Annotated in this window: 10 protein-coding genes, 5 tRNA genes and 1 other RNA gene; 2 read left to right on the forward strand and 14 right to left on the reverse strand. The window is 42.7% G+C overall.

Features of this window, described 5'->3' with window-relative positions; genetic code table 11:
• Positions 1–828: 828 nt before the first annotated feature.
• The gene (locus tag IMPJCBKJ_RS09485) at positions 829–2979 is read left to right on the forward strand and encodes a TonB-dependent receptor (protein WP_166340003.1); all 2151 of its coding nucleotides are present in this window, start codon (positions 829–831) and stop codon (positions 2977–2979) included.
• A 781-nt stretch (positions 2980–3760) separates the two neighbouring features.
• On the opposite strand, the gene IMPJCBKJ_RS09490 is transcribed toward IMPJCBKJ_RS09485, so the two are convergent.
• From IMPJCBKJ_RS09490 to IMPJCBKJ_RS09510, 5 genes are all read right to left on the reverse strand, one after another.
• The gene (locus tag IMPJCBKJ_RS09490) at positions 3761–5065 is read right to left on the reverse strand and encodes an MFS transporter (RefSeq protein WP_166340005.1); all 1305 of its coding nucleotides are present in this window, start codon (positions 5063–5065) and stop codon (positions 3761–3763) included.
• A 203-nt stretch (positions 5066–5268) separates the two neighbouring features.
• Complete coding sequence (locus tag IMPJCBKJ_RS09495; protein ID WP_054551318.1) at positions 5269–6435, reverse strand: FAD-dependent monooxygenase; 1167 nt, start codon at positions 6433–6435, stop codon at positions 5269–5271.
• Positions 6432–7613 carry a 2-octaprenyl-6-methoxyphenyl hydroxylase gene (ubiH, locus tag IMPJCBKJ_RS09500; RefSeq protein ID WP_166340007.1) on the reverse strand — a complete coding sequence of 394 codons (1182 nt, stop codon included), beginning with the start codon at positions 7611–7613 and terminating at the stop codon, positions 6432–6434. Before ubiH ends, IMPJCBKJ_RS09495 begins: the two co-directional genes overlap by 4 nt.
• Before the next feature lie 8 nt (positions 7614–7621).
• Positions 7622–8947 (reverse strand): Xaa-Pro aminopeptidase, encoded by a 1326-nt coding sequence (gene pepP / locus IMPJCBKJ_RS09505; protein WP_166340009.1) that lies wholly within the window; start codon positions 8945–8947, stop codon positions 7622–7624.
• A gap of 20 nt (positions 8948–8967) precedes the next feature.
• On the reverse strand, positions 8968–9531 hold the full coding sequence (locus tag IMPJCBKJ_RS09510; protein WP_054551315.1) for a UPF0149 family protein: 564 nt from the start codon (positions 9529–9531) through the stop codon (positions 8968–8970).
• Positions 9532–9725: 194 nt separating this feature from the next.
• Here IMPJCBKJ_RS09510 and ssrS point away from each other — a divergent pair.
• Positions 9726–9909: non-coding RNA, 6S RNA (gene ssrS / locus IMPJCBKJ_RS09515), on the forward strand.
• A 9-nt stretch (positions 9910–9918) separates the two neighbouring features.
• Here the strand turns inward: ssrS and IMPJCBKJ_RS09520 are convergent.
• The 9 genes from IMPJCBKJ_RS09520 to IMPJCBKJ_RS09560 all read right to left on the reverse strand — a co-directional run bounded on the left by IMPJCBKJ_RS09520 (position 9919) and on the right by IMPJCBKJ_RS09560 (position 17745).
• Positions 9919–10365 (reverse strand): hypothetical protein, encoded by a 447-nt coding sequence (locus IMPJCBKJ_RS09520; protein WP_166340011.1) that lies wholly within the window; start codon positions 10363–10365, stop codon positions 9919–9921.
• Between the two features lie 303 nt (positions 10366–10668).
• The gene (locus IMPJCBKJ_RS09525; RefSeq protein ID WP_166340013.1) at positions 10669–13749 is read right to left on the reverse strand and encodes an efflux RND transporter permease subunit; all 3081 of its coding nucleotides are present in this window, start codon (positions 13747–13749) and stop codon (positions 10669–10671) included.
• Positions 13749–15047 carry an efflux RND transporter periplasmic adaptor subunit gene (locus IMPJCBKJ_RS09530; RefSeq protein ID WP_054551312.1) on the reverse strand — a complete coding sequence of 433 codons (1299 nt, stop codon included), beginning with the start codon at positions 15045–15047 and terminating at the stop codon, positions 13749–13751. The genes IMPJCBKJ_RS09525 and IMPJCBKJ_RS09530 overlap by 1 nt, the downstream gene beginning before the upstream one ends.
• A gap of 2 nt (positions 15048–15049) precedes the next feature.
• The gene (locus IMPJCBKJ_RS09535; RefSeq protein ID WP_166340015.1) at positions 15050–16456 is read right to left on the reverse strand and encodes a TolC family protein; all 1407 of its coding nucleotides are present in this window, start codon (positions 16454–16456) and stop codon (positions 15050–15052) included.
• 494 nt (positions 16457–16950) lie between these two features.
• Positions 16951–17026, reverse strand: a tRNA-Phe gene (locus IMPJCBKJ_RS09540).
• 116 nt (positions 17027–17142) lie between these two features.
• A tRNA-Thr gene (locus IMPJCBKJ_RS09545) sits at positions 17143–17218 on the reverse strand.
• Positions 17219–17267: 49 nt separating this feature from the next.
• Positions 17268–17343, reverse strand: a tRNA-Phe gene (locus IMPJCBKJ_RS09550).
• Between the two features lie 193 nt (positions 17344–17536).
• A tRNA-Thr gene (locus IMPJCBKJ_RS09555) sits at positions 17537–17612 on the reverse strand.
• A gap of 57 nt (positions 17613–17669) precedes the next feature.
• Positions 17670–17745: transfer RNA gene (locus tag IMPJCBKJ_RS09560), tRNA-Phe, on the reverse strand.

Here is a 17745-nt window from a genome sequence, read left to right on the forward strand (position 1 = left end):
AAAATACCATTTTTGGTGGTTTTATTGAGTTGCTCATTCTCTTCTCATTATCTTCTCTTTGTGCAAAAAAAATTGAACCACAGAGAAAAACAGTAAATTACGCGGGGTATACCCGCTGCTACGAATTCGGCGTTAAAACGCCTCCTACAACTCGCATCTCGTTCCTCGTATCTCGCAAACTTTCAATCTGATACCTGACGGCTCCAAACGTTGGGTTTCGCTCCGCTCTAACCAAGCTACGAGCTAATGAGTTAAGCACTGTAAGTCGTCATTTATGGCGACACATAATCGCTAACATTGACGGGCTAAAGCCCGACCTACATCTTGCTTCTGTGGTTTAGATAAGCATCGCGCGAAATAAATTTCACGCCTACGGGTATGCATTTCACTGAGACTGCGTGCAGGCTGATCTGACTTATAGCTTAAAGCTTACAGCTCTGTTGTTTTAATCTAACTTCTAACCACTGATATCTAATATCACCATTTTTTCGACGTTAAAACGCCTCCTACAACTCGTATCTCGCAAACTTTCCCCTATACTTTTGCTAACTTTTCAATCTGAAAGCTGAGGGCTGAAAGCTGATTGCTCCAAAGTTGGGTTTCGCTCCGCTCTAACCAAACTACGAGCTGACAGCTGCAGTCATTAAGTTTTACTTAACACCAAACCAAACTCAATATCGTAATACAATACTACTGTATTCCTTATAACCCATTCAATTCATGAACTTACAGTTCAGACCTGTTTTATTACAAATAGGATTGATTCGCATTTTTTTACATGTTTTAATTGCGCCTGTTAAAAATATCTAAACATATACAGGACTCACAATGACACCTAAGTTTATTGTTTCTACGCTTTCGACTGCGGTCGCTTTATCTTTAAGCGCTAATGCTTTTGCAAAAGATGTAACTAAAGAAGAGAAAAACTTCGAGCAAATCACTGTAATTGGCTCTGCATCTGCAATTAACGATATTCCTGGCTCTGCTACTTTTATTGATGAGCAAGAACTAGAAAAGTTTGAATATACTGATATCTCACGTGTTTTAAGTGCTGTACCGGGTGTATATGTACAAGAAGAAGACGGCTATGGCCTTCGTCCTAACATCGGTATGCGTGGTACGGGTACTGGTCGTAACGACAAAATCTCAGTAATGGAAGATGGTGTACTTGTAGCACCAGCACCTTACTCAGCGCCTTCTGCTTACTACTTCCCTACTATGGGTCGTATGGAGTCTATCGAAGTACTTAAAGGTGCGGCGTCTGTAAAGTATGGCCCACGTACAACAGGCGGTGTTTTAAACTTAGTTTCTCGTAGCTTACCAACTGAAGGCTCTAAAGGTTTACTTAATGCTGAACTTGGTAGCGATGGCTTCTATAAAGGTCATGCTTACTTCGGTAAAAAGAAAAACAATGCTGCGGGCCTTGTAGAAGTATTCACTTACGGTGCTGATGGCTTTAAAGATTTACCAGTTGGTAGCGACAACACTGGCTTCGAAAAGAATGATTTCTTATTAAAGTTTGGTTTTGACTTTGGTGATAACGAAGCACACAGCCTAGAAATGAAGTTAAAGTACTCAGACGAACGCTCTGACGAAACTTACATGGGCTTAACTGACGCTGATTACCAAGAAAACCCTTACCGTCGTTATGCAGCATCGCAAAACGATGAAATGAACACACAACACAATGCATACCAAATCAACTATGCATATCGTTTTGGTAAAGGTTACGAGCTACTTGCTACAGCTTACCTAAACGACTTCCACCGTAACTGGTATAAAGCAAGCAAGGTTAGCAGCAGCTACCTTGAGCAATACAGCGAGTTTGAAGCAAACCCAACAAGCGGAGGTATTGAAGGCATTGGCGTAAAAGCGAATAACCGTGATTACCAAGCGAAAGGCTTACAAACTGAATTCCATATCCCTGCGGGCAACCACTACATCACAGTTGGTGCACGTTACCACGAAGATGAAATGGATCGTTTCCAATGGGAAGACAAGTACACGCTTAACCAAGACCTATCAATGACGCTTACAGAAAAAGGCGTTCCAGGTTCAAACAGCAACCGTTTAGATAGCGCTGAAGCAACGACCCTTTTCATTCAAGATGAGTGGTCACTTGATGCATTAGTTATTAGCGCGGGTCTTCGCTACGAAGACATCACAATCAAACGTGTTGAATGGGCTAAGTCTGATCCAAGTCGTGAAAATGGCTTAACAAAAGATATCAGCAACGACACTGAGATCTTAGTACCATCACTAGGTGCCACTTACACAGTAAGCGACAACCTAACGCTTCTTGCTGGTATTCAAAAAGGTTACGCACCAGCAGCACCGGGTAATGCGGACCAAGAAGAAGAAGAGAGTGTTAACATTGAGCTAGGTGGTCGTTACGATTACGCTGGCATTCAAGGTGAAGTAATTTACTTTAACTCTGACTACACAAACATGCACGGTAACTGTACTGCGGCTGTAGGTTGTAGCGATGACAATATTGGCGACCAATACAACTACGGTGAAGTATCTGTGTCTGGTTTTGAGCTAAGCGCAGGTAAAGTATTTGCTACTAAAGCAGCTTCATTCCCTGTTCGCTTAACTTACACTTACACTGATTCTGAGTTCGACAATGCGTTTGAATCAGATCTTTGGGGTAGCGTAGAAAAAGGCGATGCAATGCCATACGTGCCTGAAAACCAATTAGCGCTTTCGATGGGTGCTGAGTTCTCAAGCTTCGTATTCGATACGCAAATGCGTTATGTGTCTGATGCACACGCAGACTTAACAGACTCAGGTCGCAATGCAATCGACAGCCGCGTTGTATGGGATTTAGCAGCTAAATACCTAATCGACGACAAACAAAAAGTATACCTAACAGTAGATAACCTGTTTGACAAAACCTACGTTGCAAACCGCGCAAACGGCGGTATTCAACCAGGTAAACCACGTACCCTACAACTAGGTTACAGCTACTCGTTCTAATAAAACGACTTAGCGAAATATCAAAAGCCGTGTGATGAAAATCCCACGGCTTTTTTGTGGGTGTGAGTTAGCAAGTTAGTAGTCGTGATTTAATATCACGTAATTCAATGAATACTCACAAAGAGGATAAGAGGCGCTGCGCTTTAGAGGAAAGTAACTAATAGTTTTATTGGGTTGCTCATTCACTTCTCATTGCCTTCTCTTTGTGAAAAAAATTGAACAACAGAGAACACCGAGATGCTTCATGTTACATAGAGAAAACATAATTTAAAATAATAATTACAAAGAGGATAAGAGGCGCTGTGCTTTAGAGGAAAAACAACAAAATCTTATGGTCTTTCTCATTCTTTTCTCATTGTTTTCTCTTTGTGCAAAAAATTGAACCACAAAAAACAGTAAATTACGCGGGGTAAACGCGCTGCTACGAATTCGGCGTTAAAACGCCTCCTACAACTCCTATCTCGCTAACTTTTCAATCTGAAAGCTGATGGCTCCAAGCGCTGGGTTTCGCTCCGCTCTACCCAACCTACGAGCTGATAGCTCCTTTACCCTTTCTCCTTGCGACTCGCTAACTTTTCAATCTGATAGCTGACGGCTGAAAGCTGATAGCTCTTATGTTCATCGCGCGAAATAAGTTTCACGCCTACAGGTGAGCATTTCAGCTACTTTGTTTTCAATCTGATAGCTGACGGCTGAAAGCTGATAGCTTTAGTTTACCCACAAAAAAGCCGCGGTGATGGGCGTACCGCGGCTTTGCCTAACTTGAAAATAATCTACTGGATTACTTCCAGCTTCTCATCTTATGGCCTTTTAAGGCGTAGAATAAAATGAATACATAACTTGGGATCATCACAATGTATGCGCCTTGTGCGCCTAGGCCTGCTACGTTTCCTAAACCGATTAATAATGGGCCTAGTGCACCACCAGCAATGCCCATGATCAATAAGCCTGACGCGGTGCCTGTTAAGCGACCTAAGCCAGCTAAAGCCAGTGGCCAGATTGCAGGCCAAACCATAGCATTAGCAAAGCCTAATAACGCAATACATAACAATGGGTCTGGTAATTGTGGGCCACCAAATGGCACTAATAATAGGTTTGAAATAATGAACGAGTCATTGCTACCAAGCACCACTAATAACACGGTGATAATACCGGCAATACCCGACATTAATAACGCTGTTTGTTGGCTCATAAAGCGTGGAATAGTCAAAATACCAATCGCGTAACCAATCAACATACATGCCATGGTGTAAGAGGTCATAACTGAGTAGTCGGCAACGCCAATTTGTAAAGCGTACGAGCCAATGGTATCTGCTGCAATAACTTCAACAGCAACGTAAAGCGCAATACCCACTACACCTAAAACTAAGTGAGGATGTGCTAGGGTTTCTTTAATTTCACCTTTACCGTTTGATGTTTCGTCTTCATCAAATACTAAGTCTGGTAATGGTGCAAATTTAGCAAAGGCAGCAAATAACATGATTAACGCAGCAATCAATACATAAGGCATGATAAGGCTATTTGCCATAATATCTTTTTGTTCTTGCGATAATTTACCTGCACCATCAACCACACCGCTTACTACTACAGCTGCAAAAATCACCGGCACAATAACACCCGCAAATTTGTTTAATAAGCCCATGATACACACGCGCACAGCGGCTGATTTTTCAGAGCCCATTTTAACCACGTATGGGTTAACAGCGGTTTGTAGCACGGTTTGTCCAACACCTATCATTAATTGTGCGAACAAGAAAATTTCGATCATTTGCAGTTTCGCAGCCGGAATATACATCAGCGCCGATAAAGCCATAATCGCACAGCCAATCGCCATACCATTCTTATAACCAACGCGCTTGATCAACATAGCCGACGGGATACCGGCAACTGTTACCGCAATATAAAAAGAAGAGATGATAAACGAAGCTTGTAACGGCGAAAGCTCAAGCATTTGCTGCAAAAATGGTGTAATTGCACCATTAAGCCACGTAATACACCCTAAGATAAAAAACATTGAGCCGGCCAATACCATTGGCAGCCAGATGCTTTGTTTTGTGTTGTTGTTACACTCAACCGTTGCTTCCATAATTGTTCTCTTAGTTTAATTATTTTTATTTGGTTGAAGATTACAGCGCGATAAAGCTGTTTAATTTCCATACCAATCACAAAAATTTAATCATACACTAACAAAAATGACAGCGCTATCATTTTGCGTTCATATAAGTGCAAAAAAGCCGCAGCTAATTGCTTAGCTGCGGCTTAAACTAAATAGTAACAACTAGTTAGGTGTTATTTACCAATTGCTTCTTTTGCGAACAAATGTTTAATTGGGCCAAGGTTATCAACTAGGCTTAAACCCACACCACGTACAAGTTTTTTCAATGGGTTAGCGCCTGCAAATAGCTCTTTTAAGCCTTGCATCATAGCTATGTGTTTTTGTGCATCAAGCTTACGAGTACGTTCATAATCACGCAGCGTGCGTGCACTTGCAAACTCGCCTTGCTCATTACTTAATAGCTCAATTAAATAAGCGGCGTCTTTTAGACCAAGGTTCATGCCTAAACCGGCTAATGGATGAATGGTATGCGCTGCATCGCCCATTAAAACCACTTTGCCCGACACCCACTGCTGGGCATAACGCATCTTTAGTGGAAACGCCATGCGCTCGCTTTGCACTTCACATAAACCACATTGGCCATCGAGTGCTGCCATAACCGCTTTATTAAAGTGGCTATCATCAAGTGCTAAAAGTGTGTCGCAATGCTCAGGGCTTGTTGACCAAACAATTGAGTGCGTATGTTTATCTGGCAAGGGTAAAAACGCCAGCGGCCCTGTTGGTAAAAACACTTGGCGTGCCGTGTTGTTATGCTCATCGGCGGTTTTAACCGTGGCAACAATGGCGTGATGGTCATAATCTTTAAAAGTAATTGGCATGTTGAACTGCTTACGAATAGCTGAGTTAGCCCCATCTGCCGCCACTAATAATTTAGCAATCACAGGCTCGCCGCTTTCTAGAGTTATAAACACATCAGAGTCGGTTTGATGAATTTGCTGATAGCGGGTTTCGAACAATAAAGTGGCATTACTTTGCTTTTCAAGCTCGCTAATTAAAGCGTATCGAATAATGTCGTTTTCGACGATATGACCGAGCTGCGGTAAGTCGAGATCGTTATGATCAAAATGAATTTTGCCAAAGCTGTCTTGATCACGTACATCCATCGACGTATAGGGTGTAGCACGCTGTTTAATGATCTCTGGCCATACATTTAATGACTCAAATAAACCCTGACTAGCTAGGCTCAATGCGCTCACGCGAAGTGCGTAATCATCACCCGGTAAGGTTTGATTTTTACTCGCATCAATCACCACAACGCTGATATCTGCTTTTGCTAAACCAAGTGCTAGCGTAAGGCCAACACAGCCACCACCGACAATACAAACTTGTGCTTGTTTCATATCCGTTTACCTTGCTTAACCTGACCCATAAGCTGTTTTGCCAGCGGGGTTTTTAACGAGGAGAATAAATCCATTGAGAAAAGGCCAATGCTGCGACCAAGCGCGAGCAATCGTGATGAGTTAGAGAACAAACGCACTAGGCTGTCTGTGAGTGTCATCACGGTAGTAATATCTTTATTGCGAGTTTGGCTGTAATAACGGGTAAAGGCGTAATCACCAAGGTCGTCTCTATTTGCCATATCACACAGTAGTTGCACATCACGCAGGCCTAAATTAAAGCCCTGCCCTGCGATTGGGTGAATAGCATGCCCTGCATTACCAATTAATACCGTACGGTGGCTGCTCAGTGATTCTGCTTTACCATACACAAGCGGATAACTTGCTCGCATACCCACTTTGCTAAATGCGCCGCCGCAGTAACCAAATGCTTTTTGTAACGCAGCTAAAAAGGCATCATCTTCAAGCGCCATAGTGTGCTCAATTTGCTCAGGCTCCATACACCACACCAGTGAGTATCGGTTATTGCTCATTGGCAACAGGGCCATTGGGCCGTGCTCAGTAAAACGCTCAAAGGCATGATGATGATGACCACCAGCCACTTCGATGTTAGCAATAATCGCCGCTTGCTGATAAGCGCGAGTATTAAACTCTATATTAGCCAGTTTACGGCTTTGCGAATGAGCACCATCGGCAATCACCACAAGCTTTGCGCTTAACTGCTCGCCTGAGCTTAGCGTGATATTGGCAAAATCGCTTTGGTATTCAAGCTTGGCAACCGTATCAGGGCAAAACAAACTAACATCAGTACGCGTAAGTTGCTGATGAAGGCTGCGCCCAAATGGGTTCACTTCGACCACATAACCAAGGGCATCATGGCCATATTCTTGGCAATTAATATGCGTTTTACCAAAATGACCACGATCAGACACAGTGACTTTTTTAATCGCTGCCGCAAATGGCGCTTGGCAATCAAACGCATTGATTGATTTTAAGTACTGAACAGACTGCTGAGCCAGCGCAATGCTTCTATCATCAAAGCTTGGGTGATAGTCTGCGCTTACTTCATTTGCTTCAATTACAGCGATTGATAACTGCTTATTGCTCTGTTTTAGGCCCAGTGCACAACTTGCACCCGCCATTCCACCGCCGATAATGACAATATCAAACTGCTTTGCCACGCTTGCTCCTAGCCTTTGTTTGCTTGCATCACTGCTTCAATGTCACCAATGGTTTTAGGAACCGAAATGGTCAGGTTTTCATGGCCATCTTGAGTGACAAGTAAGTTATCTTCGATACGAATACCGATGCCTTTATATTGCTCTGGTGCTTTTGCATCTTCGCTAATATATAAACCCGGCTCGATGGTGAGCACCATGCCCGGCTCAAATACGCGCTCTTTTTCATCAAGCTTATATTCGCCAACATCGTGTACGTCTAACCCAAGCCAGTGGCCAAGGCCATGCATGTAAAATGCTTTGCACGCTTGGTTTGCCATTAGCTCATCAAGCTCACCGGTTAAAATGCCTAAATCAATAAGCCCTTGCGTTAATACCGTTGAGGCTAATTCATTCGCTTTCGATAAACTACCGCCTGGCTTTACTTGGCTAAATGCTGCTTCTTGAGCTGCTAATACAATGTTGTAAAGCGCCGCTTGTGATTCGCTAAACTTGCCATTGATTGGGAAAGTTCGTGTGATATCCGCTGCATAACCTTCAAGTTCACAGCCAGAATCAATTAACACTAAATCGCCATCTTTTAGCTCAGCGTCATTTTGTGTGTAGTGCAAAATGTTGGCGTTGTCGCCACTGCCGACAATCGTGCCATAAGCAGGATGACGGGCACCATTCATTGCATAATGGTGGTGAAGCTCTGCTTCTAATTGATATTCAGTTGCGCCAGGTTTGGCAAACTGCATAGCGCGAATATGGCCTTGTGCACTAATTTCGCACGCTGTACGCATAATGTTTAATTCTGCGTCAGATTTAAACAAACGCATTTCATGCACTAAACCACGAATATCTTTAATGGTATGTGGGGCTTTATAGCCTTTTTTAGGTGCGCCGCGAAGGGTGTTTAATAAATCCCAAACCTTTGCATCGAAATTTGCGTAAGTGCCTTGTGCATAAAATAAAATCTGCTGGCCGTTCACCAAATCTAATAATTGTTCATCTAGTTCACTAAGTGGGCAAGTTGCGTCGAATAAGTACTCAGATTTAGCTTTTTCGAAGCCAATTCTTCGGCCATGCCAAATTTCAGCTAGTTTATCTTTGTTACGGCAAATTAGGGTACTTGGTGTATCGCTCGACGGGCAAAGCACTAAAACCGCATCTGGTTCGTTAAACCCAGTTAGGTAGAAAAAGTCACTGTCTTGGCGAAATGCATATTCAGTATCACGGCTACGTGTTACTTCTCCTGCCGCAGGAATTATAGCCACGCTATTTTTATCCATCATCGCAAGCAAGCGCTCGCGGCGGGCTTTAAATTCAGCTTTATCGATTGCAATAGACGACATGCTAAACCTCTGTAATTTGATTAGTGAAGGGTCTTCTTAGGGTTTTTATCGGCTGGCTCTTTGCCTAATTCAGCAAAACATAACAGCGCAGAAACACGTACATACTCAATCACTTCGTGCAGTGCTTGGCTGTCTTCTTCGGTCTCTTCAAACATGGTGTCTAGGCGGGTAATTTCACTAAAATCGCTGATCACTTCTTTCACATCAGCAGATAACTTGCCGTAATCTTTTTGTTTTAAACCAAAACCAAGCATAAAACCCGATACCCAAGATACTAAGCCATTGGCTAAATCGATCAGTGTTTCGTCGTCGCTTGGTAAGAATAGGTCAAATTGAAATTCTTCATCGCTGAAGCTGGCAACAACCTGAGAATACACATCAGCAAAAAATGCTTTTAAATCTTTATTGAAGGCTAAGCCATCATTGAATACATCGCTTAATAAACCTAAGTATTCGTCGGCTTCGATATTGATGCCACAGGCTAATAAACCACTGATCACACCATGGGCTTCTGCTGGTGCGACAAAAATTTCATTCTTTTCTAATAACAATTGGGCTTGTTGGTAATCAGGTAACGTGCTCATAACTTTTTCTTTGTTCGGCTAAGTAACGCCATGCTACCACTCGATAAATCGCAACTCCAATTAATTGTATGATTGAGGTCAAAAAGCAATCTGAAAAGTAAATAAGCAGTTAAAGGTGGGGAAAAACTACGCGAACGATCCGCTTTTTTTACTTCTATGGTTTAAGGATTGAAACTTGTCTTATATACTGAAGGTGTTCCCTAGGGTGCAGGAGCTTGGTTAAGTCCCTGAGCCGATAAATTTTATGTTAGGGTTTCTGTTCGTTTACTATTGTGCAAGCTCGGCATGTACCGAGAAGCCTACGGTAGACCGCAGATCCCCGCCCTGAAACCTCAAGGTTTCAGGACTGACACCGGGCACCGCATACTTGGGGAACACCAACTCTTATTAAGTTATTTTCAACAAGAAAACATTATCCGCGACTTCCTCAAACTTTTCACATTGGCGTAAAGCTTCAATACTAGCCTCAGTAACATAAGTTTCTTTAAAATCCTTTTTACTTTTTTTATCTACAATGTAAAGGCTAAAAAAATCTCCGCATTTAGATACATATAGATCACTTATATTTTCTAATGATATTATGTTGTTATCTATTTTAAGTGATGACTCTTGAACGACTATTGTATTAGGCCAACTTAAAAATCTGAACAAATAAACAACAAAAAATAAACTCGTTAAAGGGAAACTAACAATTACTATAATCCGTTTTACTTCTAATGCCTCTTTTGAAGGCATTAAAATGGCAATCGAAAACCCTACCAAACCAAGAAGTAATAAGATTAAGTGGTTTTGAATATTTTTTAGATTCAACTTTTTATTAAACTCTAAAGTCACAACTTCAGCCTTAGCCTCGATTTCATATCTATAATATAGATGTCGTCATTTATAGCGACACATAATCGTTTAATTGACGGGCTAAAGCCCGACCTACGACTTACCCGTTATTTAAGAAATACCGCGCGAAATAAATTTCACGCCTACGGCACCGGGTTTAGCCATAGCAATGTGCTGGCACAATCTAACTTTACTCTTTCCCCTTTCTAACTCGCTAACTTTTTTGTTCTGAAAGCTGATTGCTCCTGTGCGTTGGGTTTCACTTCACTCTACCCAACACACATGTTTTCAACCTATCGAACCCTACTTAAACCATCCCTGAAAGCGCTCCATTAGTAGGTAATTAACTGGCACTAATAGTAAGGTGATCAGCGTTGCGAAGATAATCCCAAAGCCCAGGCTTACGGCCATTGGAATAAGGAATTGTGCTTGCGTTGCTTTTTCAAATAACAGCGGCATTAAACCAATAAAGGTGGTTAAACTGGTTAGCATTACTGGGCGAAAACGTGCCGCCCCTGCAAGCTTAACAGTTTCAAGTAAATCACCGCCCTCTTCACGCTTCTTATTGATAAAATCGACCAATACTAGAGAGTCATTCACTACAACGCCTATCAAGGCTAGCATGCCAAGTAGGCTCATAATGGTTAACTCCATGCCCATTACCCAGTGACCCATTACCGCACCTATCATGCCAAACGGAATAACACTCATCACAATTAATGGCTGCATATATGATTTAAACGGTATCGCTAATAACGCATAAATAATAAAGAATACAAACACCAGGCCCCAAGCGAGTGAACCAAATGATTCTCGCTGCTCTTTGGCTTCACCTTCGAGCGAGTAATCAACACCAGGGTATTGCACCATTAGCTCATCTAAGTAAGTTTTTAAGTCTGCTTGCAGTACTGTCATATTGGTATTTGATTTTTCAACATCGGCTGTCACATTCAACGTACGATAGCGATCAATACGATAAATAGACGATGGACTTTGCCCCGGTACTAAGGTTGCCACATGCGACAATGGCACTGTGCCACCCGTTGGGGTTTTAATTAAAATATCTGTTAAATCAGCAACAGAGCGACGCTCTTCAATTGGCAAACGCACCATTACACGCACATCATCGCGGCCACGTTGAATACGTTGAACTTGCGCACCAAAGAACGAATTACGCACTTGTTGCGATACATCAACACGGTTTAAACCAAGTGCCAAACCTTGCTCTGTTAGCTCAATTTGCAGCTCGTCTTTACCATCTGACATGCTATCGGCAATTTCGTAAACAGTTGGGTAAGTAGCTAAACGCTCTTTTACCTTTTCTGCTACAGCTTCAAGGGTGTCGATTGAACTGCCGCTTAGCTGCACATCAATAGGGTCTGAACTGCGACCGATTTCGGCACGAAAAGTCACACTCTCTGCGCCCGGTATAATACCGATAAGGTCACGCCATTCACTGGCAAGCTCTCGAGAGCCAATATCTGATTCACGTTTTTCGGCTGGTGTGATTTCAAAGCGCACACTACCTGTATTTGATGAACCACCACGGCCACCTGTGGTTGCCAAAATATTTAAAATCACGCTTTGACCATCTTCATCGCGATACTTGTCTTGTAGCTCTTTGGCCTTATCTGACATATCGATGATGTATTTGTTGGTCACTTCAAACGGTGTTCCTGCAGGGAATGTTAGCTCTGCGCGAACGGTTTCACTTGGAATACGCGGGAAGAATATAAACTTTGTCCAACCGCTGGTGATCAGGGTCAAAATGATAAAGAAAATACCTACGAACAAGCTGACCGTTGCTAATTTATTCTTTAGCGCAACATTTAGTAGCGGCTGATAGTACTTCATAATGGCGTGTTCAAAGCCATCGGCAAAACGCTGCTGAAACTGCTGCAGTTTTGACGGATTACTTTTTTCGCTGCGCAGTTTTAAGTACTTTAAGTGAGCCGGCAGAACAAATTTAGACTCAATTAAAGAGAAAAGTAATACCGGAATAACGACAACAGGAATTTGCGCAAATAAGGCACCACGGTTACCTTCGATAAAGGCTAATGGTAAAAATGCTGCAACCGTTGTAAGTACACCAAAGGTAACGGGTGTCGCAACTTCTTGCGTACCACGAATAGCAGCTTGTTCACCATTTTCGGCTGTTTTTAGGTGGGTGTAGACGTTTTCACCGGTCACAATGGCATCATCAACAACAATACCGAGTACCAAAATAAAGCCGAATAGACTCATTACATTAAGCGTAATACCAAAAATTGGCATCGCTAAAAACGCGCCCATGAATGACACAGGAATACCAATAAACACCCAAAACGCAATGGCAGGACGCAAGAACAAGGTAAGTAATGCAAGAACTAAAATGCCACCCTGAATAGCATTGGTTGTTAGCGTCGCAATACGGCTTTTCACTATTTCAGAGTCGTCATCCCAAAAGCTTAACTCAAATCCTTCAGGCAGCTGACTTTGATGCTCGGTAATGTAATTTTTTACCGCATCAGCAACTTCAATCGCACTTTGCGGACCAATACGATACACATCAATAAACGCCGCTTGCTTACCATTGAAGCGAGTACGAACTGGGGTTTCTTCGAAGTCATCGGTAATACGGGCGATGTCGCCTAAGCGAATAATGGTACCATCAGCTTGGTACTTCACCACAACTTGGGCAAACTCATCTTTACGATAGGCTTGGCCTTTTGAACGAATGAGTACATCACCCCCTTCCGTTTTTAAGTTACCTGCAGAAACATCGGTACTTGAATTACTAATTGCTGAAGAAATGTCCGATAAGCGTAAATCATATTGGCGTAATGTATCTTGGCTTACTTCAATGGCAATTTCGTAATCTCGCACCCCACTTAGCTCTACCTGAGTGATTTCTGGCAAGCGTAATAAGTCATCACGTACATGTTCGGCATATTCTAAAGTTTCTTTTTCGCCGTATTCACTCGACACGGTTACCGCTATTACTTCACGAGTGCGCTGCGCGAGTGCTACAACCGGTTTTTCGGCATCAACCGGAAAAGTATTAATGGCATCAACCCGGCTTTTTATATCGGCTAATAGCTCCCGTGGGTCATAGCCGGTATCGACTTCAATTGATACAGAGGCAGAGCCTTCTGATGAGCGGCTAGTTATGCGCTTTACGCCTTCGAGATCTTGCACCGCTTCTTCAATACGGATAGCGACACCTTTTTCAACATCTTCAGGTGTTGAGCCACGTAGGGTCACGCTAACACTAATGCGGTCTGCTTCAAATGACGGGAACACTTCAAGTGGTATTTGCGTCGATACGCTAAATAGCCCCGCTAATAAAATGCTGATCAGCAATAAGTTTGCTGCAACATGATTCTTTGTAAACCAAGCTATCATTATTGCGCTCCTTGCTTACGAGCAGCGCGGCGTTGTTCAATTAATTTTTCAACGGTAATACCTTGCTCTTTTGCTTGCTTTTCAAGCTCTTCACGGCTTGGACGCTGTGCTTTACCACGTGTAGCTTGATACGCTTCGCTTCCCATTACCGTCACTTGGGTACCTGAGCTAACTTGACCAAGCGGCGTAATCACTAAGTGATCTCCTGCTGATAAGCCTTCGGCAACCATAGCTTGAGTCGCGTTTTGCCAAGCCAGTGAGATGTTTTTGCGACGCAACACACCTTGCTCTTCAACATAAACATAGGTGCCTTGATAAATAGCACTGTTTGGGATCACAATGGCATTTTCAATCGCCTTGCCGGTAATTTGCGCTTTGATGTACTGACCAATTTTAATTGGGTATTGATTAGCTGAAGTGGCTTTGTAAGGGTCATTAATTTGTGCAACCACATAAAGCTGCTGCGCGCTTTCATCAATGGCACCTTCGGTGCGAATAACTTGACCTTGCCATTGCTGTTTACCAACAAGATCTGAGCTAAATTTAACGAGTGAACCGGCACTATTTTTAGCACCATCACGAAATTGTTCTGGTAAGTTAATGAACGGCAGATCTTTATTTTTGATTGGTAAGCGAATTTCAACACGGTCAATGGCATAAATACTGGCAAGTTCCATGTTATTACTCACCACCTGACCTAAGTCTACGCTGCGGCTTAAAACTCGCCCCGCGTATGGAGCAGTGATTTTTGTACGCTCTAAATCAAGTTTCGCTTTTTCAAGCGTCGCTTGGGCAGACAATACACTTGCTTCGGCAGCTGCAAGTTGTGGCTTACGCAGTACCAGGCTACTTGCTTGTTCACCCTTTCCTAAGCGCTCCCAATCGGTAATTGCTTGACGACCACGAGCTTGCTCTTCAAGTAGGCTTTGCTCAGCGGTTAATAAAGCTGCTTGTGCTGATTTTACTTCGGCGCGGTGATCTCTATCATCTAATTGCAACAACACATCGCCTTTTTCGAAAAAGCCACCTTCACGAAATTGCTCACTAATTTCGATAATTTGCCCTGAAGCCTGCGCGACTAGCATACTTTGCGTACGTGGCTTTACGGTGCCAAAACTATCAATCATCACCTGATAGGTTTCTGGTGTTAGGGTTTTAACAGCCACATTCACTTTTGCTTTTGGCGGTGAAGAAAAGCGGTTTGCTTGAGGCGGGTTGCCTTTAATAAACATGACAAGCAGTACCGTCACAACGATCACTACCAATGGAATTAAAATTTTACGTGTCTTGCTATTCATGATTATTGCTCTGCTACTTCGCTGTTTGCTTCACTAAAATCACCACCAAGGGCAATATGTAAGTTGATTCTGTTGATAATTAATTGGTTTTTAAGTTCGATTACCGAACTTTGCGCATTGAACGAACGGTCTTGTGCATCGAGTACCGTGGTGTAGGTAACTAAACCACTTTGATATTGTTCAAACGCTAATGCCTCTGCGGTAATGGCATTTTCTTGCGCTTCTAAGGTTTTTTCGTAGCGTACTTTAAGCGCTTGCTCTTGGCTGATGGCTGTTTCAACATCGTTAAAGGCATCATAAAGTGTGGCAAGATAAGCCTGCTCTTGGCGCTTAACGTTTAACCTTGCTTGTTCTTCATTGGCTTTTAAGCGGCCACCTTCAAAAAGCGGCATCGAAATACTACCAATCAGCGACCACGCTAAGCTTGAAGGCGAAAATAAGTCGCTCACTCTATCTGTGCTATCACTAATTGATGCAGAAAGATTTAAGCTCGGAAAACGCTGTTTATGCGCATAAGCAAGCCCAGCGTCGGTGCTAAGCAATTGATACCAGCTTGCCATTAACTCAGGTTTGCGAGTGATAAGCTCTGAAGGTAAACCAAGTGGAATGGCACTGTCGAGTAGAGGTAAATCTGCACTAACGCTTAACGCGCCAGTTGGGTATTGGCCTGTTAAACGCTCTAAATCACGAATTGATTTAGTTAACGTTGCTTGCTGCGCCGCTATATTCGAGCGCTCAGTATTTAGCTCATTCCGAGCAAGATAAACATCAAGCGCTTCATTTAAACCTTGGCGATAACCTGACTCAATAATATCTAAATTTTTTTCTGCGTTTTGCTCACGCTGCTTGTATAGTTCAAGTAATTTGTGATTCGTAATAACATCAAACCAACCCGCTACCACATCAGCAACTAATTGTTGTTTGCTTTGCTCAAATGTGGCTTTTTCAGCTAGGTATTCAAGATTTGCTTGTCGTTCTGAGGCTGATAATTTACCCCATAAATCAACTTCGTAGCTTAATTCTAATGATGCTGAGCTGGCGTTGTTATAACTAACAGGGCGGTTATCTTTACTACGGCTCGCACGTGTTGATAAATCAAGGCTTGGCCATAAATCAGCCCCAGCAGCAATAAGCTGCTGCTCTTTAATCGCGACATCATAGCCCGCTTGTAAAATCGCTTGGTTATGGGCTAATGCTTGCTCAACTAAAGTAAAAACTTGAGGGTCGTGTAATTGCTGCAACCAGTTATCTTCAACAGCAAGCGCTTTGTCGCTAGAAGGGAGTTGCTGCCATGCACTTGGTACTGTCTCAAGCTCAGCAACTCGTTCATTGTGAGTCGGCTGACTCGCACATGCACTTAGCAAAATTACACTTAAAGCCAATAAACTCGGCTTATATTGCCAATTCATTCTAAAAACCTGAAAAACATCTATTTATGAGTGTAATTCAAGCACCACGTTAAGTTTTGCTCAACTGACTTTACATAACATTACACTGCCTGACATTTGGAGACGATGAATGGTAGGAAAATGGAGGTAAGTTGCAAACTATCAGCTATCAGCTATCAGCTATCAGCTATCAGCTATCAGCTATCAGCTATCAGCTATCAGCTATCAGCTATCAGCTATCAGCTATCGAAAATCTTCCATGTAGTTTTTCTTTTATACAAGTACTTATTATTCTTATTCGCGCGAAATAAATTTCACGCCTACGGCACCGGGTTTAGCCATAGTAATGTGCGGGCACAATCTAACTTTACTCTTTCCCCTTTCTAACTCGCTAACTTTTCAATCTGATAGCTGACGGCTGAAAGCTCTTTAAATTTCACGCCTACGGGAAGTAAAATCGTGATTTGGAGGAGATAAAAACAAAAAAGCCTCGCGATTGCGAGGCTTTAAATTAATGGTGCCCAGAGGCGGAATCGAACCACCGACACGAGGATTTTCAATCCTCTGCTCTACCGACTGAGCTATCTGGGCAATATTTAGTTTTTTATGCAGAATATCCACAAGGATTTTCAATGCAATTCCCGATGGCTCTACCGACTGAGCTATCTGGGCATAACAAAAAGCTAGATGCTTGATGTTTAATTAAATGGTGCCGACTATCCGAGTTGAACGGATGACCTACTGATTACAAGTCAGTTGCTCTACCAACTGAGCTAAGTCGGCACACTGAATTTGTGTGCTATGCACTTAATCACGTTGTGATTATAAATAATGGTGCCCAGAGGCGGAATCGAACCACCGACACGAGGATTTTCAATCCTCTGCTCTACCGACTGAGCTATCTGGGCAAAATTTAGTTTTATGCAGAATATCCACAAGGATTTTCAATGCAATTCCCGATGGCTCTACCGACTGAGCTATCTGGGCAATATTTAGTTTTATGCAGAATATCCGCAAGGATTTTCAATGCAATTCCCGATGGCTCTAACGACTGAGCTATCTGGGCAAAACAATTAGCTAAATGCTAACTATTAAAATAAATGGTGCCGACTATCCGAGTTGAACGGATGACCTACTGATTACAAGTCAGTTGCTCTACCAACTGAGCTAAGTCGGCACACTAAAATCGTGTGCGTTGTGCACTATAATCACTTTAAAAGAGATTATCAAATAATGGTGCCCAGAGGCGGAATCGAACCACCGACACGAGGATTTTCAATCCTCTGCTCTACCGACTGAGCTATCTGGGC

Origin of the sequence: Pseudoalteromonas sp. MB47 (assembly GCF_011319765.1) — a bacterium.
GTDB lineage: Bacteria > Pseudomonadota > Gammaproteobacteria > Enterobacterales > Alteromonadaceae > Pseudoalteromonas > Pseudoalteromonas simplex.